Here is a 24,741-nt window from a genome sequence, read left to right on the forward strand (position 1 = left end):
TCGGCGGACTATGGCATGCAATCGATTGCATGGGAAGCGGTTCGCGCCGCGGGTCACCCGGGAGGGGTTACCGTCCTTCGGCGGGGCCGTGGTGTGCCATCAACTCCATCTGCTCCAGGACCATGGTCACCGCGCCCTGCTGCTTGTCCGGCGGGTACTTGTACCGGCGGAGCAGCCGCTTGATCTCTGAGCGCAGCTTGGCCTGGACGTCGGGGCGACGGGTCCAGTCGGTGCGCGTGTCGCGCCGCATCACGGCCACGAGTTCGCGGGCGATCTGCGCGAGGACGTCCTCACCCTGGAGGAGCACGGCGGAATCGTTCTGGCTGACGGCGTCGTAGAAGGCGAGTTCGTCGTGGGACAGCGGCGGGTCGAACGCGTCGCCACGGCGTCCCTCGTCGGAGACCTCCGCGATCAGGTTGGCCAGTTCCGCGAGCACCTCGGCGGCGGTGAGCTGCTGATTGGTGTAGCGGTTCATGAGCTCGGTGATCCGCTCGCTGAACGCCTTGGTCCGCACCACGTTGCCGGCCGTGGCGTGGCGGGCCTCCTGCATGAGCAGGTCGCGCAGCGCCTCGATGGCCAGGTGGGGGTGGTCGGCGCGCTGGACCTGGTCGAGCATGGCGGGCGTGAGCGCGCCGAGGGTGGGGCGGGGGATGCCGGCCGCGGAGTAGATGTCGGTGATATCGCCGGTGGCGGTGGCGTCGGCGACGACGCCGCGCAGGACGCGCAGGATCTCCTCGGGGATCGGCTCGCCGCTCGCCTCGCGCTCCTTGGCGTCGTACTTGGCCATCCAGACGCGTACTTCTTCGTAGAAGCGCACTTCGCTCTTGAGGTGCGACCACGACTCGGCCCCGGACGCCAGCGCCCAGATGCGGCCCAGTTGGGCCGACAGGATTCGGTAGCGCTCGCCGAGCGTCAGTTCGCCCCCGGCGACCTGGTTGCCCGGCGTCAAGGGGGAGCGCAGGTACTCCACGGCCCCCGCGACGGCCTTCCGCCCGCGGTGGGGATCGTTGGACCCCAGAATTGTCTTCCAGCCGAACCCGGCCAGGAGGCCACGGAGTGCCTCGATGAGCTGGATGCCGGCGGCCGCCGCCTCGTCGACGGTCTTGCCGACCGGCCGGGACGCCTGGTCGGTGTCGGTGTACTCGGCGAGCGCCGCGCGCAGGTTGTCCGCGAGCGGTGCGTAGGCGACCAGGAGGCCGTCCTGCTTGCCCCGGTAGGTGCGGTTGACGCGGGCCAGGGTCTGCATCAGGAGGGCGCCCTTGAGCGGGCGGTCCAGGTACAGGGTGTGCAGCGGCGGGGAGTCGTAGCCGGTCAGCATCATGTCCTTGACGATGACCAACTCCAGCTCGTCCTCGATGTTCTTGAGGCGTTCCTTCACGACCGCGTTCTCGGAGTCGCGCCGGACGTGGTCGCGGATCGGCGGCACGTCGGACGCATTGCCGGAGTAGACGACCTTGATCCGCCCCTTGTCGAGGTCGTCGGAGTGCCACTCGGGCCGAAGCGCGACGATCTCGGTGTAGAGCCGGGCGCAGATCTCGCGGGTCGCGCCGACGATCATGGCCTTGCCGTGAGGCACCACCTCGGAACCGGAGGCCACGCCCCCCGCATCCGCGGCCGCGTCGGCCCCATCGGTCGCGTCCGCGTTGGCGAGCGCCTCGGCCATCCGCAGCCGCCGGGCTTCCCAGTGAGTCACGATGTCGCGGGCGAGTGCCTCGATCCGCTCCGGTGCGCCGTAGATGGCGTTGATGACGGCCACCGACTTTTCGATCCGCTCACGCTCGGCCAGGTCGAGGCCCCGGCCCTGCTCGTCGGCGATCCGGTCGAGGTCGTCGGCGGACACGTCGTCGGCGAGCTTCACCTGGATGAGCCGCGGCTCGAACGTGACGGGCACCGTGGCGCCGTCGTCGACCGCGCGGCTCAGATCGTAGATGTCGATGTAGTCGCCGAACACCTCGCGGGTGTTGCGGTCGGTCTGGCTGATCGGGGTGCCGGTGAACGCAATGAGGGTGGCGTTGGGGAGCGCGTCCTTGAGGTGGCGGGCGTAGCCATCCAGGTCGTCGTAGTGGCTCCGGTGCGCCTCGTCGACGATGACGATGACGTTGCGCCGCTCGGTGAGCAGGGGATGCTCGTCGCCGGCGTCGCGCTCGGCCGCGTTGCGCCCGAACTTCTGCAGCGTGGTGAACAGGATGCCACCGCTGTTGCGGTTGGTGAGTTCGGCGCGGAGCCCGCTGCGGGTCTTGACCTGCTGCGGGGTGTCGGCGAGCAGCGTGGAGCGGGCGAACGTCTCGTACAGCTGCCCGTCCAGCTCGGTGCGGTCGGTGATGACCACCAGCGTGGGGTTGAGCAGCCGCGGGTGCGTCATGACGAGGTTGGCGTAGAGCTCCATCTCCATCGACTTGCCCGACCCCTGGGTGTGCCACACAACGCCCGCCTTGCCGTTGCTGTCGACCGCGCGCACGGTCGAGGCGACGGCCTTGCGGACCGCGAAGTACTGGTGCGGCTTGGCGATCCGCTTGGTCAGTGCCCCGTCCTTCTCGTCGAAGGCCGTGTAGTGCAGCGCGATGTCGAGGAACCGGTCGGGCGCCAGCAGGCCGAAGGTCAGAGCCTCCAGCTCGGGCAGGTTCGGACCGGTCTCCAGCGGGACGCCGTGTTCGTCGACCTTCCAGGGCGAGTAGTGGTTGAGCGGGGTGAAGGGGGTGCCGTACTGGGCGGTGAGGCCGTCGCTGATCACGGTGGCGACCACTGTCCGGAACGCGAGCGGGAACTCGTGCAGGTAGGTGCAGAGCTGGCTGTGCGCCTTGGCCACGGTCGCCTGCTTCGAACCCGCCTGCTTCAGCTCGACCACCACGAGCGGCAGCCCGTTCACGTAGAGCACGACGTCGAAGCGACGGCTGAACCCCTTGTCGATCAGCCGCACCTGCTGAACGGCGAGCAGGTCGTTCTCGTCCGCGGAGGCGGACAGCAGCCGCAGCGTCGGGTTCTGCTCGCTCCCGGTCGCGTCCACGAACGTGACCCCGCGGTACCCGTGCACCAGGTAGTCGTGGAACGTCTTGTTCTCCGCGGGCGCGTCCTGGGACGCCGGCACCAGCACGTCGGACGCCGCCTGCGCCAGGTACTGGTCGGGCACCTCCGGGTTGAGCTTGCGCAGCGCGGCGAGGAAGTCGTCGCGGTGCGCGAGATCCCCGAGCGAGGACCGCTGCGCCTCGAACTCCTGGCCCTTCCCCGGACGCCAATCCAGGTCGGCCAGCCAGTCGAGCATGGTCGCTTCCCACTCCGACTCGAGCATCACAACACTTCCTCCGCGGACGCCACGGCGTCCTTGACCTTGATGGTTCCGTCCATGAGCGCGGGCAGCAGCGTGTCCCGCAGCTCAGCCAGGGTGCGCGACTCGCGAGAAGCGGCGAGCGCACGAGCGTGGATGGGGTCAACCTGTTGGTGAAACTGTTCGAGTACCTGTGTGTCGGGTAGATCGAAGTGCATCGTCTTGAAGACCCCGCGCGGAAGCTCGAGGAATGTGGCTCCGTTGGCTCGGTTGAGGTACTCGGGAACACGGCGCTCCATCTCGTGCAGAAGCCACCAGCGGTGGGTGTCCTCATGCGGCGTCACGACGATGAAGCCCTGGTTCACAGCCGTCGGAACTTGGTTCACGGCAAAAGCGCCGATGGTCGCTCGGGAAGTCATGAGGATGCTTCCGACGGGGTAGAGGGGAGACGAGCAGGCGGCGAAACCCTCAGCCGTGATGTGCCGAGGAGTGTCGTCCAGGTAGGGAGCGCCGAGCGCCGTAATGTCGCTCGGCACAGCCCATGGGACGTCGCCGTCCCAGTACTCCGGTCGCTTGGTACTTGGCGTTGCCCCGCCTCCCACAGATGCCACCTCGGTGTACAGCGTGTCGCTGGTCGCCTCCTGTTGGAGGACACGTGCGTGCAGGGCGCGACTGAGGCCCAGGCAGGTAGCGATGAGTTCGGTGTTGGCGGCGATCTTGTCGTCCAGGGCCCCAAGCACCTCCGAGATCGCCTGCTGCTCCGCAAATGACGGCAATCTCACGCGGATGGAGTTCATGGAAGCCTGCGATAGTTTGGGCTGGGTCGAACCGGTCAAGTATCCGCTGATATCAGTTACGGCGAGCAGGTAGGCGAGGAAACGCGTGTCGGCGACCCCTGGCTTGCCGCGGACCACATGCGCGTGGTTGTTCACCCAAAACTGTCCTTTCGCGAGAAAGGCCACCGGTGTTGATCGACTCCTCAGGTTCTCGCCATCCTCGGCGATGAGTAGGTAATCTCCCTCGAAGAGGAAGCCATCCACCCAATCGACGATGCCGGAAGCCCCGTAATACGGGTAGGGGCCAGCGATGCGCTGTGAAGCAGTGACCGGGACTCGCTTTGAATCGAAGTTGTCGAGAATTTCCCCCAGGCTCAGGTCGACCTTCACTTCTCAAGCCTCTCCAGTTGCTGTCGGACGGAGGCCTGCAGGCGCGTTGACTGGTTGAAACCCTGTTCTAGAGCCGATGAAAGTTCTTGTATTCGCTCGTGCACTTTTTTCCCAGCAACGGCGAGGTGGGCACCGACGAAACGTCCCGGAGTTAGCGCGTACTCCGCCTGCTTGATGTCGAACGCCGAAGCTGATCGGCAGAATCCCGGGACGTCTTCGTAGATGCGGTCACGCGTCTGGTCACTCCCCCCTCCATCTGTGCTCGACGCGACTGCCGGCATCCCCCGCCACGTGTGGTAGGTGTCGGCGATCTTCTGGATGTCGGCGTCCGAGAAGGCGCGCTCGGCTCGGGTCACCATGTGCCCCAGCGAGCGGGCGTCGATGAACAGCACCTCGCCGCGGCGGTCGATCGACCCGACGCCCCGGTCGGACTTGTCCTTGTCGAAGAACCACAGGCACACGGGAATGCCGGTGGAGCGGAACAGCTTCTCGGGCAGGGCGACCATGCACGAGACGAGGTCGTTCTCCACCAGTTGGGCGCGGATCTCGCCCTCGCCGCCGGAGTTGCTGGTCATCGAGCCGTTCGCCAGCACCACGCCCGCGGTGCCCTTGGGGCCCAGGTGGCTGATGATGTGCTGCAGCCAGGCGTAGTTGGCGTTGCCGGCGGGCGGGACGCCGTAGGCCCAGCGGGCATCGGACTCGCGGCGGTTCCAGTCGGAGATGTTGAACGGCGGGTTCGCCATGACGTAGTCCATGGGGGTGCCCGCGTGGTAGTCCAGCGCGAAGGTGTCGCCCCAGCGCGGGCCGAGGTTGCCGTTGAGGCCGTGGATCGCGAGGTTCATCTTCGCCATCCGCCAGGTGCTCTCGTTGAGTTCCTGGCCGAACACCGACAGGTTGGACGGGTCCTCGTGGTGCGCGGCCAGGAACTTCTCGGCCTGCACGAACATGCCGCCCGACCCGCAGCAGGGGTCGTAGACGCGGCCCTTGCGGGGCTGCAGCATCTCCACGATCACGCGAACGACGCTGGCGGGCGTGTAGTACTCCCCGCCGCGGCGTCCCTCGGCGGAGGCGAACTTCGCCAGGAAGTACTCATACACCTCGCCGAGGAGGTCGCGGGCCTTGGTGGCGCCCTGCCCGGCGAACTGCATCGAGTTGAGCAGGTCGAGCAACTCGGCGAGCCGACGCTGGTCGACGTTGGGCCGGTTGAACAGGCGGGGGAGCGTGCCGTCGAGGGACGGGTTGGCGCTCATCATGAGGTCCATGGCCTCGTTGATCCGCTGCCCGATCGTCTTGTCGCCCTGCACCTTGGCCAGGTCGAGCAGCGTCGCCCACCGGGCGTCGAGGTCGACCCAGAACACGCCATGGCCGGTGTACTCGTCGGGGTCCTCCAGGGTGTCCTCGATCTGCTCGGCGTCATAACCCTCCTCGGCCAACTCCGCCTCGATCTCGGCGCGGCGCTCGGTGAAGGCGTCGGAGACGTACTTGAGGAAGATCAGCCCGAGCACCACGTCCTTGTACTGGGACGCGTCCATGGAGCCGCGCAGCTTGTCCGCGGCCTTCCAGAGCGTGTCCTTCAGCTCTTTGGCCGAGGTGGGCACCGGCGCAGCCGCCGGCGTCTTGGATCGCGCCATCATTCGCCTTTCATCGGGTCGGGTCGGAGGTTGTGGAACGCCACGGAGCCCGGAAGCACCGAGCGAACCACGAGCGTGCGGAGTTCGTCCACGTGGGCTTGCCGAGCGCGAAGCTCGGCGTCGACGTCGTCGAGGCGGGCCAGCACGAGGTCGGCCTGGTCGGCGTCCTGGGCGAGAGGGATCGCCCAGGTCCGCCACTTGCTGTTCCCGGGAGGCAGGGCATTGATCGTCGCGGCGAGCGCCCGGGCGGAGAACGGTGTCCCCGGGGCGACCCGGAGGGCGCGTGCCGGGTAAGCGACGGCGGCACCGCCCGCGGCGTCCACCATGGCCCGAGGCCTCCCGGAGGTCGCGAAGATGACGTCGCCGGGCTCGGTCAGCTTCACGTCCGGATATGCCGCCGTGAGAGCGAGGAGATCGACGACCTCGGGGAGGCCAGTGGCGAGGGCGCCCGCCGTCCATACTCGGGTGCTGCCCGACGGCAAGGCGGCCAGGCGTGCGCCGGCCAGCATGGCGATCTGGCGCGTGCGGACCGCCTCCGCGAGCGTGATGTGGCGACGCATCCCGTCCACCTGCAGGGTCGGAGCGAGGCCGTCCAGAGCGGTCGTGGGCGCGCTGAGCGACTCCAGCAGTTGTTGGATGCGGGCGGCGTCATCAGCCGGTGCGGCTACTTGCTCCGTGGTGGGGAGCCGAAGCGAGGCCAACGAGCCGGCCGCGGCCAGCAGCGTTGTGGCGGAGGCGGGCTGCAGCAGCGCGAACGCTCGCTCGCTGGCCTGGCGGGATGCGGCGACGATGTCGTCCAGCAATTGCTGCCACCACACCTCGCTCGGCTGGTGGCCGGAGAGGTCGCCCACGCGGATGATCTCGGGTGCGTCTGAGCCGAGCAGCCACAAGGCCAGGTGCTCGCGACCGGCGGCCCGGTCCAGGCCCTGCGGGAGGCGAACCGCGGCGATCAGCGTCCGCGCCGCTGGCCGCAGGAAGGTGTCCCGGCGCCCCTCAACATCGCGGGGTAGAGGGTCGGTGAGCACGGACGCCGGACCGACCAGGAGCGCCATCGTCCGGCCGCTGAGCTGGAGGGCCACCTCATCGGCGATGTCGAAGGCGGCCTTGGGATCGCGCGGGAGCGTCACGAGGACGACCGCGCCGTCGGGTGTACCCCAGTCCTCCTCGAAGGCGGTGACCCTGGGCCGTTGCCCGTGGGCGGCGTACCGGCGACGGATCCCGCGGAGGCTGGAATCGGGGTCGTGGGCCGCGAGCACGATCGTCGACTCGGGGAGGTCAGGATCGTTCCGGACGAGAGCGTCGGCGGCCGTGCCGGACACATCGATCAACGTCCCATGATCGGTGACCAGAGCACGAGCCGCCGTGCTGAGGAAGCGCGCTAGGGCGTCGCCCATCTCGATGGGCTTCGCGGCGGAGGGGCGGGCCGCACCCCGAGCGCGCGAGGCCACCAGGAGTTCTTCGTAGGCGTCCGCCGTTGTCCAGGCCGCGTCCGCGAGGGTGTCGGCCTCGGCTCGGAGAAGTTGGCTGTCGGCGTCCTCGGCCTCGCTGAACAGCCACGCGTCGTCGGGGTCGATCTCATCGACGAGGTCGAGGAGGTCCTCGGGGTCCGTGGCGGCCAGGGCGACCCCGGTCACCGCCCGGACGGTGAGGAGAGTCAGGAGGCGGTCCAGGGTGGGAGCGTCGTGATGGGAACGAGCAAGGGTGAGGGCTGCATCTCGGCGCGCTTCGGGGTTGTTGCCGCGCCGGGTGGTCTCGAGCCAATCGAGCACCTCGTCGGCCCGAAAGCGTCCGTCGGTCATCGGCGCCGGGAAAGGAGCCCCAGCGACCACACGCTTGCGCCACATGGAGACCACCGGCCGCCGCACCCCAGCCAGGCGCGCGACGTCGGCGAGCGAGAGCGCCGTGGCGGCTTCGTCGGTGGTCATGCCCCCTCCTCCCGGGGGTAGTTGACGCGGATGCACACACACTATTCGACGCCGTGCGAAGTGGCTGTCTCAAACATGATAAGGGGGGTTATCAGACAAGCGGGTAGTCATGCCGAGCGACGCGGATCATCATTGACCTGGGTCATCGCACAGGGCGATGTCCAACGTGAGGAGTTGTCGTGTGCTCCCACTGATGCGGACGAGGGAACTCGCCCATCAACAGAACGAGCGCCCGGCCCTGGCAGGCCGAGCGCTCGGGGCACGGGGTGAACCGCGCGGGGTTGCGTTCCTGCAGCACATCACCTCCCGTGCCCCAACGCAAGCGAGGCACGGGAAGGAGGTGAGGATCAGATGGGCAAGTCCAAAGTGACGAGCACCAAGGCCGCGAAGGCGGCGAGCAAGGTGCTGTCGAACCCGAAGTCGAGCAAGGCCGCCAAGACGGCGGCCGGCTCGGCGCTGTCCCAGAAGCCCTCGAAGGGCCGCTGATTCGGAGCCGGGGTCGTCCTGGCCCCGGCTCTTCACCTACAAATTGCTGAAGGAGCAACATCATGAACTGGTACTTCTCTGTCGCTAACACCAGTGGCGGACAACCGAGCTGGTGGCTGTATGCCGGCAACCACAGGATGGTGGCGTGGGCGGGCGAGACGTTCCCGTCGACCTACAACGCGCACCGTGCTGCCGCGTCGTTCAAGGCGGGCGCTGCGACGGCTCGCTACGAGGTCTACCCGGATGCGGGCGGTTCCTACCGGTGGCGTGCATGGCGGGCCTCGGACAAGGTCGCGGCGTCTGGGGAGTCCTTCTCCAGCCAGAGCGCGGCTTCCGAGGCGGCGCGCAATGTGCAGCTCAACGCAGGGGGCGCGTCGCTGTAGTTCGCGATGGGCCGGGTGGCGGGGAAGTCGCCGGCCTCAACGCCCCGGACGTGCGCCGGGTCAGAAGTCCCAGTCCTCGTCCTCGGTGTTCACCGCCTTGCCCATCACGTAGCTGGAGCCCGATCCGGAGAAGAAGTCGTGGTTCTCGTCCGCGTTGGGCGACAGGGCGGCCAGGATCGCCGGGGAGACGGCTGTGGCGTCCTTGGGGAACAGCGCCTCGTACCCCAGGTTCATCAGGGCCTTGTTGGCGTTGTAGCGCAGGAACGCCTTGACGTCCTCGGTCAGGCCGAGCGGGTCGTAGAGGTCCTGGGTGTAGTCCTCCTCGTTGTCGTACAACTCGTACAGCAGCGAGAACGTGTAGTCCTTCAGTTCCTCGCGCCGCTGGGGCGACGCGTCCTTCAGGGCCTGCTGGTACTTGTATCCGATGTAGTAGCCGTGGACGGCCTCGTCGCGGATGATCAGCCGGATCAGGTCGGCGGTGTTGGTCAGCTTGGCGCGGCTCGACCAGTACATCGGCGCGTAGAAGCCCGAGTAGAACAGGAACGACTCCAGCATCGTGGAGGCGACCTTCCGCTTCTCGGGGTCCTCGCCGTAGTAGTACTCCAGCACGATCCTGGCCTTGCGCTGCAGGTGCTCGTTGTCCTCGCTCCACCGGAACGCGTCGTCGATCTCCGCGGTCGAGATGAGGGTGGAGAAGATGGAGGAGTAGCTCTTGGCGTGCACCGACTCCATGAAGGCGATGTTGGTGTACACGGCCTCCTCGTGCGGCGTCCGGGCGTCGGGGATGAGCGACACCGCGCCCACGGTGCCCTGGATGGTGTCCAGCATGGTCAGGCCGGTGAACACCCGCGTCGTCATGAGCTGCTCGGCCGGCCGCAGCGTCCGCCACGACGGGATGTCGTTGGACAGAGGCACCTTCTCGGGCAGCCAGAAGTTGGAGGTGAGGCGGTCCCACACCTCGAGGTCCTTGTCGTCCTGGATCCGGTTCCAGTTGATCGCCTGGACGCCGCGCAGCAGGGTCGGCTTGTCGGTCACGTTCGTTCCTTGGTCGTCGCTCGTCGTGGTGGTGGGAGGCGTCACAGCATGCAGCTGACGCAGCCGTCGATCTCGGTGCCCGCCAGCGCGAGCTGGCGCAGCCGGATGTAGTAGAGGGTCTTGATGCCCTTGCGCCACGCGTGGATCTGCGCCCGGTTGAGGTCGCGGGTCGTCACGTTGTCGGGGAAGAACAGCGTCAGCGACAGGCCCTGGTCGACGTGCTGGGTGGCCGCCGCGTAGGTGTCGATGATCTTCTCGGGCCCGATCTCGTAGGCGTCGGCGTAGTACTCGAGGTTGTCGTTGGTCATGTAGGGCGCCGGGTAGTAGACGCGCCCGATCTTGCCCTCCTTGCGGATCTCGATCTTCGCCACGATGGGGTGGATCGAGCTCGTGGAGTGGTTGATGTAGCTGATCGACCCGGTCGGCGGGATCGCCTGCAGGTTCTGGTTGTACAGCCCGTGCTGGGCGACGTCCGCGGCGAGTTCGGCCCAGTCGTGCGGCGTGGGGAGGTGCACGCCGGCGTCCGCGAAGAGCTGCGCGACCCGCGGCGTGGCCGGCGTCCAGTCGCCCCCGACGTAGCGGCGGAAGTACTCCCCGGACGCGTAGGTCGACCGCTCGAAGCCGTCGAACGTCTCGCCCCGTTCGCGCGCGATCGCGCAGGACGCCCGCACCGCGTGGAAGGCGACGGTGTAGAAGTACAGGTTGGTGAAGTCCAGCCCCTCCGGCGAGCCGTAGTGGATCGCCTCGCGCGCCAGGTACCCGTGCAGGTTCATCTGCCCCAGTCCGATCGCGTGGCTCATGGCGTTGCCGCGCTCGATGCTGGGCACGCACGCGATGTCGGACTGGTCCGAGACGGCGGTCAGGGCGCGGACGGCCACCTCCACGGTGCGGCCGAGGTCGCCTGAGTCCATCGCCCGGGCGATGTTGAGCGAGCCGAGGTTGCAGGAGATGTCCTTGCCGACGACGTCGTAGGACAGGTCGTCGTGATAGGTCGACGGCGTGGAGACCTGCAGGATCTCCGAGCACAGGTTCGACATCGTCACGCGCCCGTCGATCGGGTTGGCGCGGTTCACCGTGTCCTCGAAGACGATGTAGGGGTAGCCCGACTCGAACTGGATCTCGGCGAGCGTCTGGAAGAACTTGCGCGCGTTGATCTTCTTCTTGCCGATGCGGCCGTCGTCGACGAGCTCGTGGTACTTCTCGCTGATCGAGATCTCGGTGAACGGGACGCCGTGGACCCGCTCGATGTCGTAGGGGCTGAACAGGTACATGTCCTCGCCGGCGCGCGCCAGCTCGAAGGTGATGTCGGGGATGACGACGCCCAGCGACAGCGTCTTGATCCGGATCTTCTCGTCGGCGTTCTCGCGCTTGGTGTCCAGGAAGCTCAGGATGTCGGGGTGGTGGGCGTGCAGGTACACCGCGCCCGCGCCCTGGCGCGCGCCGAGCTGGTTGGCGTAGGAGAAGGAGTCCTCCAGCAGCTTCATCACCGGGATCACGCCCGAGGACTGGTTCTGGATCTTCTTGATCGGGGCGCCCGACTCGCGGATGTTGCTCAGCGACAGCGCCACGCCGCCGCCCCGTTTGGACAGCTGCAGCGAGGAGTTGATCGCCCGGGCGATCGACTCCATGTTGTCCTCCACGCGCAGCAGGAAGCAGGAGACGAGTTCGCCGCGCTGCGCCTTGCCGGCGTTCAGGAAGGTCGGGGTCGCCGGCTGGAAGCGTCCCGCCATGATCTCGTCGGTGATCTGCTCGGCCAGCGCGCGGTCGCCCGCGGCGAGGGTCAGGGCGACCATGCAGACGCGGTCCTCGAACCGCTCGAGGTAGCGGCTGCCGTCGAAGGTCTTCAGCGTGTAGGAGGTGTAGTACTTGAACGCGCCCATGAAGGTCGGGAACCGGAACTTCACCGCGTAGGCCCGCTTGAACAGCGACTTCACGAAGTCGAACCCGTAGGCGTCCAGGACGCCGGCCTCGTAGTAGCCCTCCTCCACCAGGTAGTCGAGCTTCTCCTTCAGCGAGTGGAAGAAGACGGTGTTCTGGTTGACGTGCTGCAGGAAGTACTGCCGGGCGGCGAGCCGATCGGCGTCGAACTGGATGCGGCCGTCCGCGTCGTAGAGGTTCAGCAGCGCGTTCAGCGCGTGGTGGTCGAGGCGGTGGACGTCGGCTTGGTCGGTGCCGGGGTCGGTGAGAACGGTGGAAGCCATGAGTGGAGCCCTTCGCGGACAGCCTCGACGTCGTCGGGCGTGCCCATCAGTTCGAACTGGTAGAGGTGGGGGACGCCGCACTTGGCGGCGATGATCGTGCCGGCGAGGCAGTAGGCCTCGCCGAAGTTGGTGTTGCCGGCGGTGATGACGCCCCTGATCAGGGCGCGGTTGTCGACGTCGTTGAGGAAGCGGATGACCTGCTTGGGGACCGCGCCGCCCTGGTTGCCGCCGCCGTAGGTGGGGACGACCAGCACGTAGGGTGCGGCCGCCCGCAGCGGTTCGTCCGAGCCGCGCAGCGGGATCCGGGACGCGGGCAGGCCCAGCTTGGACACGAAGCGATGGGTGTTCTCCGAGGTGGAGGAGAAGTACACCAGCCGGACAGCGGCCTGGGCGGCCGCCACGTCAGGCCGCGGCGACGCGTGCGGCCGCCGCCTGGATCCGATCCGGACGGAACCCGGACCAGTGCTCGTCGTCGGCGACCACGACCGGCGCCTGCTGGTAGCCCAGGGCCAACACCTCGAGGAGCGCGGCCTCGTCCGCGGCCAGGTCGACGACCTCGTAGGCCAGGCCGAGCTTGTCCAGCGCCCGGTAGGTGGCCGTGCACTGCACGCAGGCGGGCTTGCTGTAGATGGTGATGCTCACGTGAGGGAGTCCCTTCCGTCCGATCCGTCGCGAAGTGGGTGTGCCTGCGCAGCCGACGAAAAGGGGTGGGACCGACGCGGACCGGAGGGTCCGCCGCGGCGCAGCCCTCCCGCGAGGCCGAGCAAACGGGCGCCCGGGCGTCCGGGGACGCGTCGGGCGGCAGAGGCAGGTCTTCGGACTCGTGGGCTGGGACCGGCTGTACGTGCCGGTCGGTCCTACTGGCCGTCGCTTCCCAGGACGTGGCGTCCCAGTGCTGTTGACGGCGGTCGTTCCCACTCACCGCTGCGGGGCAGTTCCGGACTCTCACCGGATTCCCTCTTGCGACGACCCACCTGGCTGGTGGGCCGAACCGCTGCGTCCGCCACTATATACGGAAAATCACACGGCTGTAACCCCCACATCTAGTGGGCGGGGGCTCAGGTGGCGTCGTCGAAGGCGCCCGTCACCCAGCCGATGTGGCGGGCAGCGGACGCCGCGACCACCCGGTCGGCGTCCTCGGTGATGGCGTTGGCGAAGTTGGACCAGAGCCGGGAGTAGCTGCGCTCGCCCAGCGTGGCGAGCATCCGCTCGACCGTCGAGCCCGACAGCGGGATCCGATTGGGGTAGCTGCGCATGAAGCTCACGCTGCTGCGGTCGGGGTTGGCCATGATCGTGTCGCCGGCCAGCAGGACGCCGCGGCCGTCCGCGCCGGACGTCCAGTGCAGGACGAGGCTGCCCGCGAAGTGGCCGCCGAGCGTGACGATCTCGGCGTCCTCGGCCAGGCGGTGGGCGCCCTCGATCTCCACCAGGCGCTCGTCGCGCCGCTGCACCCAGCCCGCGTCCGGACGCGAAATCAGCACCGGCGCGTCGTCCAGCGCCCGCGACCAGGCGACCTGGGCGCCGTACATGTGCGGGTGGCTCGCGACCACCGCGATCACCGGGCCCAGGCTTTCGATGAACCCGACCGCGCCGCGGTCGACCAGGCCGATCGGGTCCCACAGCACGACCCCGTCCGCCGTCCGGATCACCTGCATCGTTTGACCGATGCCGACGTCGGACGCGGTCACGCTCCACTGTCGCTCGTCCACCTGGCCGACCGTCACGACCGAGCGCGCCGCGAGATCCGCCTGGGTCGTCCACGCCTGCCCGGACGCGGGCACCCACTGCCGCTCGTCGGCGCAGATCGGGCAGACCGCGGGGAGCGGCGTCGTCGCCTCCACCCCGCAGGTGGCGCAGCTGATGAGGTCCGGTTCGAACGTGGTCGCCATGGTCGCTCCTCGGGTCGTGCCTCGAGGCTAGGCCCGATCCCGCGCAGGCGGAACCCCGCCGACCCGCCTCGGGGGCGGTGCCGATCCCGGCAAGACGGACCATTGACCGCCGAACAACTCGTATGCATACTTGCATGCAAACAACGGCGTGACACCTCTGGAGGACGAGAACAACATGAGCGAGACGGGCGCGGAGCTGCTGGTGGCATCCCTGGGGGCAGCCGGGCTGACCACCATCTTCGGGGTCCCCGGCGATACGGGGGTCGCGTTCTACGACGCGCTCGAGTCCAACACCGCCGGGGTCCGGCACGTGCTGGCACGCGACGAGCGGCACGCGGCGTTCATGGCGGACGCCTTCGCCCGCGCCACCGGACGCATCGGCGTCGTCGAGGTCTCCTCGGGCGGCGGGGCGACGTTCGCGGTCGGCGGCCTGGGGGAGGCGCGCGCGTCCGGCATCCCGGTGCTCGTGCTCACCTCCGACATCCACCGCGCCAGCCGCGGCACCGGCGCGCTGACCGAGATCCACCAGCCCGACCTGTTCAAGGCCGTCAGCAAGCGCGTCATCTCGGTGGACGCCGCCGCGGACATCCCCGCCGCCGTCGCCGAGCTCGCCGCGGTCGCCGTCGCGGGCCGCCCCGGCCCCGTCGTGCTGATCGTCCCCGAGGACGTCTACGAGCAGCCAGTCGACCTGGCCGCCGCCGACCTCGCCGCGCCCGCCGCGGCCGCCCGCACCACCCCGGCGGAGCGGACGCCCGCCCCGCAGGACGCCGTCGAGCGGGCCGCCGCCGCGCTCGCCGCTGCGCAGCGTCCCGTGATCTTCGCCGGCTCGGGCGTGCACGCCTCCGGCGGCTGGGAGGCGCTCGCCGACCTGGCCGAGCGGGCGGCCGCGCCCGTCGCCACCACCATCCACGGCGTCGGCGTCCTGCCGGACGCGCACCCGTGGCTCCTGGGCACCTGCGGCAACAACTCGGGCCTCAGCGCCGTCAACGCGCACCTGGCCGACGCCGACTTCGCGCTGTTCGTCGGGACCCGCGCCAACGCGACCGACACCAACGGCTGGACGACGCCGCCGCGCGCCATCCCGACCGCCACCATCGAGATCGAGGACGCGCGCGTCGACCGCAACTACCCCGACACCATCGGCCTGCCCGGCGACGCGGCGACCGTGCTCGCCCAGCTGGCCGCGGCGGTCGCCGAGGCGGCCCCCGACGTCCGCGCGGCGCGGGCCCGCGCCGCGGCCCAGGTGCGCGACGCGTGGCGCCACGAGGACTCCGGCACGCGCCCCGGCAGTCTGCCCGCCGGCATGATCGACGCCCCCGACGTGGTCACCGCCGTCGCCGAGGCGCTGGTCGGCACCCCGGCCGTGGCGGTCGCGGACCCGGGCACCCCGACGCCCGCGGTCACGATCTACTGGCCCAACGAGCGGGCGGGCCGCGACGTCCTGATCCCGCGCGGGCACGGGCCGATGGGGTACGCCATCCCGGCCGCCGTCGGCGCCTCCTTCGCGCGTCCGGGCGACCCGATCGTCGCGTTCACCGCCGACGGCAGCCTGGCCATGGCGTGCGGCGAACTGGAGACGGCCGTGCGCTACGCGCTCCCCATCCTGTTCGTGGAGCTCGACAACCGCTCGCTGGGCTGGATCAAGATGCTGCAGCACCTGTACGAGGGCGAGCGCTACTTCGGCGTCGATCCCGGCCCGATCGACGGCCCGGCCCTGGCGCGGGCGTGCGGGATGCGCGGCGTCCACGCGGCCACGGTCGAGGATCTGCGCGCCGCCGTGGAGGCGTTCGCCGCCGACCGGCTCCCGACGTACATCGCGGTCCGGGTGCCGCACATGATCGACCGCGTGCCGCAGGTTCCGGCCTGGCACGCCGCCTTGGCGGGCGACTCCGAGCGCCCCGTCTACTAGGTTCACCCGGTGGGGCGGCGGAAAACGCTGTCCCACCGCGGATGGCCGGCGCGCGGGGAGGTTCCCGCGCGGCGGTCCCGGCGCCCTTCCGCGACGCCGACCAGGCTTTGCCGACCCTCGACGATGAGAGGAATCCTCCGATGACGACCACCGCATCCACACCCGCTCAGGTGAACCGCCGGCGCCACGGCGCACCCGCGTGGATCATCGCCCTGTTCACAGCCCTCGCGCTCGCACTGGCCGGCTGCAGCGCCCTCGCGGACGGCGAGCCCGGCGCCCCGGGCCAGCTCGACGCCATCTCGGTCGCCGGGGCGGGCCCCACCAGCACCTGGTACCAGTACGGCGCCGCGATCTGCCAGCAGGTCACGACCGAACTGGGGGCCGCCTGCACCCCGACGCCGTCGACCGGCGTCGTGGAGAACATCCGCACCGTCGGGGAGGGCAGCGTGACGATGGCGTTCGGCCACCCGAACGTCCTCGCCGACGCCGCCGCGGGCAAGGGCCAGTTCAGCGCGCCGGTCACCAACCTGCGCTCGCTGGTGGCGACCTACCCGTTCGCGCTGCACGTCGTCACCCTCAAGAAGAGCGGCATCACGACCCTGGAGGGCCTGCGCGGCAAGCGCCTCGGCGCCGGCCCGGGCGGCAGCGTCGACATCGAGTACTTCCAGGCGATCCTGGACGCCGCGGGCATCCCGCTGGCGGACCTGCAGACCCGCCAGTTCGACCTGAGCGCCCGCGTCGGCGCGCTGCGCGACGGCAACGTGGACGCCATCGTGGCGCTCGGCGGCGCGCAGGCCGCGTCGATCCAGGAGCTCGCCGCGACCGCCGAGATCTCCTACATCCCGATCCCGGCCGACATCCTGGCCAAGGTCAACGCCGCGCAGCCCGCCTTCACCGCGGGCACCATCCCGGCCGGCACCTACAAGGGCGTGGACGCCGACGTCCCGGCCCTGTTCGGCTTCGGCGTCCTGTTCGCCCGGGAGGACCTGCCCGAGCAGGCCGCCTACGACATCACCCGCCTGGTGCTGGAGAAGCACGACGCGATCGCCGAGGCCGTCCCGGCCGCGAAGGAGACCACCAAGGAGACCGCCGGCAACGTCCCGATCGACCTGCACCCGGGGGCGGCGCGCTACCTCAAGGAGATCGGGGCGGTCAGCTGATGTCGGGCACCCAGTCCCCGGCGGAGGTGCGCGGCGCCGACCTGGTCGAGGAGACCCCGCAGGAGGCCGCCGCCGCGCGCAAGCCCTGGGTGAACGCGCTCGTCGTCGCCGCCAGCGTCGGCCTGGCGCTGTTCCAGCTCGCCACCGCCGTCTTCGGCGAACTGGAGGCGCTGTCGCAGCGTCCCATCCACCTGGCGTTCGTCTTCGTCATCGGGTTCATCGTCGCCCGCGGCCGGCTGCCGCTGCCGCTGCGGCTGCTCGCGGCCACGGCCGGCGTGGTCAGCACCGTCTACCTCGTGACGATCAGCGGCGACCTCGCGTCCCGGATGGGCCGCGGCACGCCGCTCGACCTCACCATGGGCGTCCTGTGCATCCTCGCCACGCTCGCGCTGGGCTGGGTCGCCATGGGGCCGGCGCTGAGCATCATCGCGTCGCTGTTCCTCGCCTACCAGTTCTTCGGGTTCTGGCTGATGGGCCCGTTCCGGCTCGCCCGGTTCGACCTGTCGCGCGTGGTGTCCTACCAGTACCTCACCTCCGAGGGCCTGTTCGGCATCCCGCTGGGCGTCATGGCGAGCTTCGTGTACCTGTTCCTGCTGTTCGCATCCCTGCTGAAGGTCAGCGGGCTGGGCAACCTGGTCATGGACCTGGCGCTCGGCCTGGCCGGCCGCAGCTCGGGCGGGCCGGCCAAGGTCGCGGTGATCTCCAGCGCCGCCACGGGCACCATCACCGGCTCGGTGGTCGCGAACGTCGTCTCGACGGGGTCCATCACGATCCCGCTGATGCGCCGCACCGGCATGACGCCGCGGTTCGCCGGCGCCGTGGAGTCGGTCGCGTCCACGGGCGGGTCGTTCCTGCCGCCCGTCATGGGCACGGCGGCGTTCCTGATGGCCGACATGACCGGACGCGGCTACGGTGCCGTCGTCATGGCCGCGACCATCCCGGCGCTGCTGTACTACCTGTGCCTGTACCTCCAGGTGCACTACTACGCCCAGGCGAAGGGCATGACCGGGCTGCCGGCGTCCGAGATCCCGGACTGGCGCGCGGGGCTGAAGGGGCGCTGGCACCTGTTCGCCGCGCTCGGCGTCCTGGTGTACTTCCTGGTCATCGACCGGGCCACGCCCGCCCGCAGCGTCCTGTACGCCATCGGCGCGCTGGTCGTCCTGGCGCAGCTGCGCCGCGGCACCCGGCTCAACTGGCGGGTCTACGTCGACGCCATGGTGGACGCCGGCAAGATGACGGTCTCCGCGACCGCGGGCTGCGCGCTGGCCGGCGTCATCATGGGCGTCGTCACGCAGACCGGCATCGGGCTCACGTTCGCCAACATGGCGGTCAAGCTCGCCGCCGGCAACGAGTACCTGCTGCTGTTCTACGTCGCCCTGGGCGCCACGCTGCTGGGCATGGGCGGGGTCGCGACGGTGGCCTACCTGATCCCCGCGATGATCGTCGCGCCCGTGCTGGTGAAGTCGGGCATCGACCTGATGGCCGCGCACCTGTTCTGCCTCTACTACGCGATGCTCAGCTACATCACCCCGCCCGTGGCGCTGGGCAGCTTCGCGGCGGCCGGCATCTCGGGGGCCAGTCCACTGGCGACGTCGATCACATCGGTCCGGCTGGGGATCGTCGGCTTCGTGCTGCCGTTCATGTTCGTGAAGGACCCCGAACTCCTGCTGCAGGGCGACGCCCCGGGGATCGCGCTCACGCTGGCGATCTGCGTGCTGGGTGTGTTCGGCTTCGCGCTGGCCTTCGAGGGCTGGATGCGCGGCCGGCTGACCATCGTGGAGCGGGCCGTCGCGCTGATCGGGGCGGTGCTGGTGCTGATCGTGCCCGGCGACACCCCGACCACGGCGGGCGCGGTGCTGGTGGCCGCGCTCATGGTCTGGCGCTACGTGGCGTCCCGGCGGGCTCCCCAGCCGGTGCGGGGGTTCTGACATGGGCGCCCCCGCCCGGATCCGGGTCGATCACGCGATCATCGGCTGCCGCGACCTCGCGGCGTCCTCGGCGCGCCTCGAGGCGGCCGGACTGCGGGTCGTCCCCGGCGGCGACCACCCCGGACGCGGCACGTCCAACGCGCTGATCGGACTCGCCAACGGGTACCTCGAGCTGATCGCCTACGCCCGGCCCGAGGAGACCGGCCCCGGCGCCGTGCGGAACTCGCGCGTCGCCGAGCTCGTCACCGGCGCCGAGGCGTGGGTCGGCTTCGTCCTGCACGCCGACGACATGGCGCACGCCACGTCGCTGCTGGCGGGCGCCCCCGGGATCGGGGCGATCGCCGGGCGGGACGCCGACCGCCGGACGCCGAGCGGGGACCTGCTGCGCTGGACGTCGGCGATGGGGCAGGAGTGGGAGTTCGGCACCGACGCGCCGTTCCTCATCACCTGGCCCGACGGCTCCCCGTCGCTCGACGCGACGGCCGGCGACCTGGTCGCCGTCGTCGTCAACAGCCCCGAGGGGCGGCTGCCGGAGATCCTGCGACGCTGCGGGCACGCGCCGCGCTCCGAGGCGGGCGGCGCCGCGTTCTGGGACCTGGACGGCGGCCCGACGCTGATCACGGTCGCGGACGGCCGGGCCGCGGGCGTGGTCGGGGCGGCGCTGCGGCGTCCGGACGCGGCCCCGGCCGACGTGGGGCCCGACGACGTGGCCTGGCTGCTGGGCCGGCCGAGCACCGGTGCCGTGACGTTCACGCCGCGCGGCGGTGTGGAGTGGGTGACGACGTGAGGAGCGACATGCGCGACGCGACGATCCGGATCGGTGCGGGCTTCGACGGCCACCGGGAGGTGGACGGCCTCGACCTGCGCGTGCGCGACGGTCGGATCGTCGAGCGCGGCGCCGCCGGGACGCTGGCCGGCGGCGAGGTGGTCGACCTGACCGACCACTACGTCACGCCCGGGCTGGTGGACGCCCACGTCCACCTCAACTCCCAGGGCGGCCGCTCGCTGGCGCAGTGCCTCGCGACCCCGTACAGCCTGGAACTGTTCCAGGCCGTCGCCAACGGGCGCGAGCTGCTGCGCCACGGCGTCACAGCCGCGCGCGACCTCAGCGGGGTGCCGACCGGCTTCCGGGACGCCCTCGCGGCGGGCCTCGCGCCGGGGCCACGGCTCCGCGTCGCGGTGACGCCGCTGGGACGCACCGGCGGCCACGGCGACCGCTGGACGCGCAGCGGCGTCGACGCGATGCCCGAGCAGCCCGAGGTGCCCTCGGGGCTCGTCGACGGCCCGCTCGAGGTCAAGAAGCTCATCCGCGTGCTGATGCGCCTGGGCGTGGACTGCGTGAAGGTCTACGCGTCCGGCGGCGTCACCAGCAGCACCGAGTCGGCGCAGGCGGCCGGCCTGGACGCCGAGGAACTCGACGCGGCGGTGCGCACCGCGGCCGAGGGTGGCCGCGCGGTCGCCTCGCACGCCACCTCGCTGGAGGGGGCCCGCCTCAGCGTCCGCGCCGGCGTCCACACCCTCGAGCACGGCATGTACCTCGACGACGACCTGGCCGCGGACATGGTCGCGCGCGGCACCTTCCTGGTGCCCACGCTCGTCGCGCCCCTCAGCCTGATCCGGCGCGGGGAGGCGGGCGACCCGGCCGTCCCCGCCGCGACGCTGGCCAAGGCGCGTGCCGTCGCCGACGACCACCGCGTCAGCCTGGCGCTCGCGCTGGCCCGCGGCGTCCGGATCGCGGTCGGTTCGGACGCGGGCTCGGTGCCCTACGGCAGCGGGACGCTGCAGGAGTGCGTCCTTCTGGCGGAGGCGGGGCTGGCGCCCGACGCCGTGCTGCGCGCCGTCACGACCGACGCTGCGGCCGCCGCCGGATTCTCCGGTGGCGAGGGGAGCCTCGACGTGGGCGCCCCGGCCGATCTGATCGCCTGGGACGCCTCCCCGATCGCCGACCCGGCCGTCCTCGGCGACCCGCGCCGGCAGACGCAGGTCCGGCAGGGCGGCGTCGTCGTCGCCGAGCGGGGCGCGCTGCGGCCCACGCCCTGACCCCACCCCGCGGCGCCGCCCGGCGCCGCGACCCGCCCCCTCACTCGACCACGCCGCGGCACAGGGGCCGCGCGCGTTCCCACCAGGAAAGGTTCGTCCATGAAAGCGCTCGTCATCCAGCAGTCGGGGCCCATCCGGGAGTCCTGCGTGATCCAGGAGATCGACCGTCCGGCCCCCGGGCCCGGGGAGGTCCTGGTGCAGGTGGAGGCGTCCACGTTCAACTACCACGACGTGTTCACCGTGCGCGGGATGCCGGGCATCACGATCGGGTACCCGCGCGTCCCCGGCCTGGACGCCGCCGGGCGGGTCATCGCCGCCGGCGAGGGCGTGGACCCGGCCCTGGTCGGGACGCGCTGCGTCGTGTTCCCGCTGCACCCGACCAAGGGGCTGATGGGCGAGATGCTCGACGGCGGGATGGCCGAGTACCTCGTCGCGCACGCCGACCAGGTGCTGCCCATCTCCGAGGAGATGGACGCCGCGGAGGCCGCGTCGCTGGGCGTCGCGTACGGCACCGCCTACCGGATGCTGATCACCAAGAAGACGGTGAACCCCGGCGACCGCGTCCTCGTGTTGGGCGCCGCCGGCGGCGTCGGCGTGGCGGCCGTCCAGCTCTGCAAGGACCTGGGCGCGGAGGTGATCGCGGCCGTCGGCAGCGAGGACAAGGCCGAGGTGATGCGGGCCATCGGCGCCGACGCGGTCGTGAACTACCGCGAGCACGACTTCCGCAAGTGGGTCTTCGAGCACTACGGCAAGCCGTCGCGCCGCGACCCGGGCACCGGCCTGGACGTCGTGGTGAACTCCACCGGCGGCGACACCTGGGTCGACGGGCTGAAGTGCCTGCGCCGCGGCGGCCGGGTGGCCGTCTGCGGGGCCACCGCCGGGTTCGACCCGAAGGAGGACCTGCGCTTCGTGTGGACGTTCGAGCTGTCGATCGTCGGCTCGACGGGCTTCACCCGGCCCGAGGTCGAGGAGGTCATTCGGCTCACCGAGGCGGGGCGCCTGCGCCCCCTGGTCTCGACGCGCCTTCGGCTCGACGACGCGGTCGAGGGCCTGGCGATGCTCGAGGACCGCACCGCGATCGGCAAGGTCGCCATCCTCCCGGGCGGGGCGACGGCATGAGCACGCTGGAGCACATCAACGGGCGGCTGGCCGCGTCGGAGTTCTACGCGAGCATGGGGCTGGTCGCGACCGACCTCGCGCCGGACCGCCTGGAACTGCGGGCCACGCTCGGCGCGCCGTACATCGTCGGCGGCGAGCAGGGGTTCGTCCACGGCGGCATCCTGGCGACCCTGCTCGACCTGACCGGCGACTGGGCACTGTTCGGGGCCGGCATGGCGCCCGGCCCGACCGTGACCCTGACCGTGAACTACCTGCGCCCGGTTCCCGCCGGGGCGGTGCGCTGCGTGGGCGAGGTGCTGCGGCTGGGACGGCGTCACGCCTTCTGCCGGGCGAGCATCCTGGCCGAGGACGGCACGCTGCTGTGCTTCGGCGAGGGCGTGTACGTGCCCGCGGCGGCCCCGGAGGAACCGTGATGTTCACCGGGCTGGTGGATCGGCGCCGCGGCGGCGCGACCGCGATCCTGGAGGCGGGCCAGAGCGGCTGGCGCCGCGTCAGCTACGACGAACTGCTGCGCGCGGCGGCGCTGCGCCGGGAGGGGCTGGCCCGGACGCTGCGCCCCGGCCAGCTGGTCTTCCTGCGCGGGAACAACTCCTCGGCGTGGCTGGCGAGCTTCCTGGCGGCGACGGACGCCGGCGCGGTGGTCGTCCCCCTGCCCGTCAGCACGCCCGAGCCCAAGGTTCGCGCGCTGGCCGAGCGGCTGGGGGTCACCGCGATGCTGGACGCCGCCCACGACTTCGCGCCGACCCGGCTGCCGCACGCCGCCGACGCGCCGCCACCGCCCGCGGGCACGGCGGTTGTGCTGCTCTCCTCGGGCACGACGGGGGAGCCCAAGGGCATCTGCCTGGGCGCCGAGGGGTTGGCCTGGGGGATCCGCGCCGAGGCGCCCGCGAACCGGTTCGTGGGCCGCCCCCGGCTCGTCACCGGGCCGCTCAGCCACATGAACGGGCTGACCAACTCCCTGCGCACGCTGGCGGGTGGCGGCACGGTCGTCTACCCGGCCGACCTGTCCGGACGCGGCGTCGAGGACGCGCTCGTCCACGGGCGCGTGGAGGAGGTGCTCGCCGTCCCGGCGCTGTTCGCCAAGCTGCTCACCGAGGGCCGCGCCGGCGTCACGTTCCCGCTCGTGCAGCACGTGTCGCTGGGCTCCGCTGCGCCGTCGGAGGAACTCGCCGGCTTGATCGCGGCGGCCTTCCCCGAGGCGGTGGTCACGAACCGGTACGGCACGACCGAGGCGGGCTTCATCGTCTTCCAGTTCGACTCCGACGCGCCGTTGACGTCGCTGGGGCGGCCCGACCCGCGCGTCGAGGTCCGGCTGCGCGACGCGGCCGACGTCGAGGGCGGCAGCGAGGGCGTCCTGCAGGTGCGCTCGCCGCTGCGGGCCCTGGGTTACCTGGGCACGTCGGCGCCGTTCCCCCTGGAGGCCGACGGCTTCGTCGACACCGGGGACCGGTTCCGGGTCGGACCCGACGGCCGGTGGGCCTGGCTCGGACGCGCCGACGACATGGTCGACTGCGGCGGCCAGCTCATCTCCCTGGAGGAGGTGGCGCAGGCCGTGCGCAGCCACCCCGGCGTCCTCAACGCCCAGGCGGTCGCCGTGCCGTCGGCCACCAAGGCCAACAAGCCGGTGGTCTTCGTCGTCCCGCGGGGCGACGCGGCCCCGGGCGAGGAGGAACTGCGGGCCTGGGCGTCGCAACAGCTGGACCCCGTCGCGCTGCCGCGGCAGGTGTGGCTGCTGGACGCCCTGCCGGTGGGTGCCGCGGGCAAGGTCGACCTGGCCGCGCTGCGGCAGCGGGCGCTCGCGGAGGCCCGCCCCGAGGTGCGCCTGTGATCGGCGCCACCTGGCTCGGGGTGGACGCCGGCGTCTGGCTCGTCGTCCTGGCGATGGTGCTCATCGGCGCCGTCGTCCAGGGCGTCGTCGGCTTCGGGCTCGGGATCGTGGCGGCGCCCATCGTCGCCGGGGTCGCGCCCGAGCTCATGCCGGGCGCCCTCATCGTCGCGTCGATGCCGCTGCCGCTGCTCACCCTGGGAGGGGAGTGGCGCTCGATCGACTGGCGCGCCCTGGGCTGGCTCATGGTCGGGCGGCTGCCCGCGACCGCGGTCGGGGTGGCCCTCGTCGCGGTCATCCCGGTGCGGGCACTCCAGCTCATCGTCGCGGCGTCAGTGCTGCTGGCGCTGGGGTTGTCGCTGTTCCGGCTCGAGGTCCCGCGCAACCGCGGCACGCTGGCCGGCGCGGGCGCGGTGGCCGGCATCACCGGCACCACCTCGGCCATCGGCGGCCCGCCGCTGGCGATCGTCCTGCGCAACGACGAGCCGGCGCAGGCGCGGGCCACGATGGCGGTCTACTTCCTCGTGGGGGCGGTGCTGTCGCTGACCGGCCTGACGCTGACGGGCAGCATCGAGCCCTCCAGCCTGGCGATCGGGGCGCTGGGGACCCCGGCGGCCGTCTTCGGGTTCCTCGTGGCGCTCCGGCTGCGGCGCCACGTCGCGGGCGGCCGGTTCCGCACCGCCATCACCGCGGTGAGCGCGGTCGCGGCGGTCATCCTGCTCCTGCGGGCGCTGTAGCGCTCAGCGCGCCGGTCGCGGCGCGCGGTGCCGCTGCGGCGGCTC

General features: G+C 71.1%; 20 protein-coding genes and 1 riboswitch. Of the genes, 11 read left to right on the forward strand and 9 right to left on the reverse strand.

Features of this window, described 5'->3' with window-relative positions:
• Window positions 1-67: 67 nt before the first annotated feature.
• From G7070_RS10375 to G7070_RS10390, 4 genes are read right to left on the reverse strand one after another with little or no spacing between them, the layout of a single operon-like run.
• The gene (locus G7070_RS10375) at window positions 68-3,286 is read right to left on the reverse strand and encodes a type I restriction endonuclease subunit R (protein WP_166233674.1); all 3,219 of its coding nucleotides are present in this window, start codon (window positions 3,284-3,286) and stop codon (window positions 68-70) included.
• Window positions 3,286-4,428, reverse strand: a complete 1,143-nt coding sequence (locus G7070_RS10380; protein WP_166233675.1) for a restriction endonuclease subunit S — start codon at window positions 4,426-4,428, stop codon at window positions 3,286-3,288. The genes G7070_RS10375 and G7070_RS10380 overlap by 1 nt, the downstream gene beginning before the upstream one ends.
• Complete coding sequence (locus G7070_RS10385; protein ID WP_246227013.1) at window positions 4,425-6,062, reverse strand: class I SAM-dependent DNA methyltransferase; 1,638 nt, start codon at window positions 6,060-6,062, stop codon at window positions 4,425-4,427. Before G7070_RS10385 ends, G7070_RS10380 begins: the two co-directional genes overlap by 4 nt.
• Window positions 6,059-7,984: a hypothetical protein gene (locus G7070_RS10390; RefSeq protein ID WP_166233676.1), complete on the reverse strand. Its 1,926-nt coding sequence runs from the start codon at window positions 7,982-7,984 to the stop codon at window positions 6,059-6,061. Before G7070_RS10390 ends, G7070_RS10385 begins: the two co-directional genes overlap by 4 nt.
• A gap of 351 nt (window positions 7,985-8,335) precedes the next feature.
• On the opposite strand from G7070_RS10390, the gene G7070_RS19455 reads away from it, so the two are divergent.
• Together G7070_RS19455 and G7070_RS10395 are read left to right on the forward strand one after the other, a co-directional pair.
• A complete protein-coding gene (locus G7070_RS19455; RefSeq protein ID WP_284690932.1) occupies window positions 8,336-8,470 on the forward strand; it encodes a hypothetical protein in 135 nt (44 codons plus the stop codon).
• A 62-nt stretch (window positions 8,471-8,532) separates the two neighbouring features.
• Window positions 8,533-8,853 (forward strand): DUF1508 domain-containing protein, encoded by a 321-nt coding sequence (locus tag G7070_RS10395; RefSeq protein ID WP_166233677.1) that lies wholly within the window; start codon window positions 8,533-8,535, stop codon window positions 8,851-8,853.
• Between the two features lie 60 nt (window positions 8,854-8,913).
• Here the strand turns inward: G7070_RS10395 and nrdF are convergent, their stop codons facing one another.
• The 5 genes from nrdF to G7070_RS10420 all read right to left on the reverse strand — a co-directional run bounded on the left by nrdF (window position 8,914) and on the right by G7070_RS10420 (window position 13,978).
• Complete coding sequence (gene nrdF / locus G7070_RS10400) at window positions 8,914-9,888, reverse strand: class 1b ribonucleoside-diphosphate reductase subunit beta (RefSeq protein WP_166233678.1); 975 nt, start codon at window positions 9,886-9,888, stop codon at window positions 8,914-8,916.
• A gap of 41 nt (window positions 9,889-9,929) precedes the next feature.
• Window positions 9,930-12,089, reverse strand: a complete 2,160-nt coding sequence (gene nrdE, locus G7070_RS10405) for a class 1b ribonucleoside-diphosphate reductase subunit alpha (RefSeq protein ID WP_166233679.1) — start codon at window positions 12,087-12,089, stop codon at window positions 9,930-9,932.
• On the reverse strand, window positions 12,017-12,490 hold the full coding sequence (gene nrdI, locus G7070_RS10410) for a class Ib ribonucleoside-diphosphate reductase assembly flavoprotein NrdI (RefSeq protein ID WP_246227015.1): 474 nt from the start codon (window positions 12,488-12,490) through the stop codon (window positions 12,017-12,019). The genes nrdE and nrdI overlap by 73 nt, the downstream gene beginning before the upstream one ends.
• 1 nt (window position 12,491) lies before the next feature.
• A complete protein-coding gene (gene nrdH / locus G7070_RS10415) occupies window positions 12,492-12,731 on the reverse strand; it encodes a glutaredoxin-like protein NrdH (protein WP_166233680.1) in 240 nt (79 codons plus the stop codon).
• 147 nt (window positions 12,732-12,878) lie between these two features.
• Window positions 12,879-13,100: riboswitch (cobalamin riboswitch) on the reverse strand.
• A 47-nt stretch (window positions 13,101-13,147) separates the two neighbouring features.
• Complete coding sequence (locus G7070_RS10420) at window positions 13,148-13,978, reverse strand: MBL fold metallo-hydrolase (RefSeq protein WP_166233681.1); 831 nt, start codon at window positions 13,976-13,978, stop codon at window positions 13,148-13,150.
• 175 nt (window positions 13,979-14,153) lie between these two features.
• On the opposite strand from G7070_RS10420, the gene G7070_RS10425 reads away from it, so the two are divergent.
• From G7070_RS10425 to G7070_RS10465, 9 genes are all read left to right on the forward strand, one after another.
• On the forward strand, window positions 14,154-15,887 hold the full coding sequence (locus G7070_RS10425) for a thiamine pyrophosphate-binding protein (RefSeq protein ID WP_166233682.1): 1,734 nt from the start codon (window positions 14,154-14,156) through the stop codon (window positions 15,885-15,887).
• A gap of 140 nt (window positions 15,888-16,027) precedes the next feature.
• Window positions 16,028-17,047, forward strand: a complete 1,020-nt coding sequence (locus tag G7070_RS10430; RefSeq protein ID WP_166233683.1) for a TAXI family TRAP transporter solute-binding subunit — start codon at window positions 16,028-16,030, stop codon at window positions 17,045-17,047.
• Window positions 17,047-18,975: a TRAP transporter permease gene (locus G7070_RS10435; RefSeq protein ID WP_166233684.1), complete on the forward strand. Its 1,929-nt coding sequence runs from the start codon at window positions 17,047-17,049 to the stop codon at window positions 18,973-18,975. Before G7070_RS10430 ends, G7070_RS10435 begins: the two co-directional genes overlap by 1 nt.
• 1 nt (window position 18,976) lies before the next feature.
• Window positions 18,977-19,762 (forward strand): VOC family protein, encoded by a 786-nt coding sequence (locus G7070_RS17835; RefSeq protein ID WP_206079725.1) that lies wholly within the window; start codon window positions 18,977-18,979, stop codon window positions 19,760-19,762.
• Between the two features lie 8 nt (window positions 19,763-19,770).
• Window positions 19,771-21,015, forward strand: a complete 1,245-nt coding sequence (locus G7070_RS10445; RefSeq protein WP_166233685.1) for a metal-dependent hydrolase family protein — start codon at window positions 19,771-19,773, stop codon at window positions 21,013-21,015.
• Between the two features lie 99 nt (window positions 21,016-21,114).
• Window positions 21,115-22,134 carry a zinc-binding dehydrogenase gene (locus tag G7070_RS10450; protein WP_166233686.1) on the forward strand — a complete coding sequence of 340 codons (1,020 nt, stop codon included), beginning with the start codon at window positions 21,115-21,117 and terminating at the stop codon, window positions 22,132-22,134.
• The gene (locus G7070_RS10455) at window positions 22,131-22,547 is read left to right on the forward strand and encodes a PaaI family thioesterase (RefSeq protein ID WP_166233687.1); all 417 of its coding nucleotides are present in this window, start codon (window positions 22,131-22,133) and stop codon (window positions 22,545-22,547) included. Before G7070_RS10450 ends, G7070_RS10455 begins: the two co-directional genes overlap by 4 nt.
• Window positions 22,547-23,962, forward strand: a complete 1,416-nt coding sequence (locus G7070_RS10460; protein WP_166233688.1) for a class I adenylate-forming enzyme family protein — start codon at window positions 22,547-22,549, stop codon at window positions 23,960-23,962. The genes G7070_RS10455 and G7070_RS10460 overlap by 1 nt, the downstream gene beginning before the upstream one ends.
• Entirely contained in the window at window positions 23,959-24,696 is a 738-nt protein-coding gene (locus G7070_RS10465) for a sulfite exporter TauE/SafE family protein (protein ID WP_166233689.1), read from the forward strand. Before G7070_RS10460 ends, G7070_RS10465 begins: the two co-directional genes overlap by 4 nt.
• Window positions 24,697-24,741: the final 45 nt, after the last annotated feature.

Source organism: Propioniciclava coleopterorum (assembly GCF_011393335.1).
Classification (GTDB): Bacteria; Actinomycetota; Actinomycetes; order Propionibacteriales; family Propionibacteriaceae; genus Propioniciclava; species Propioniciclava coleopterorum.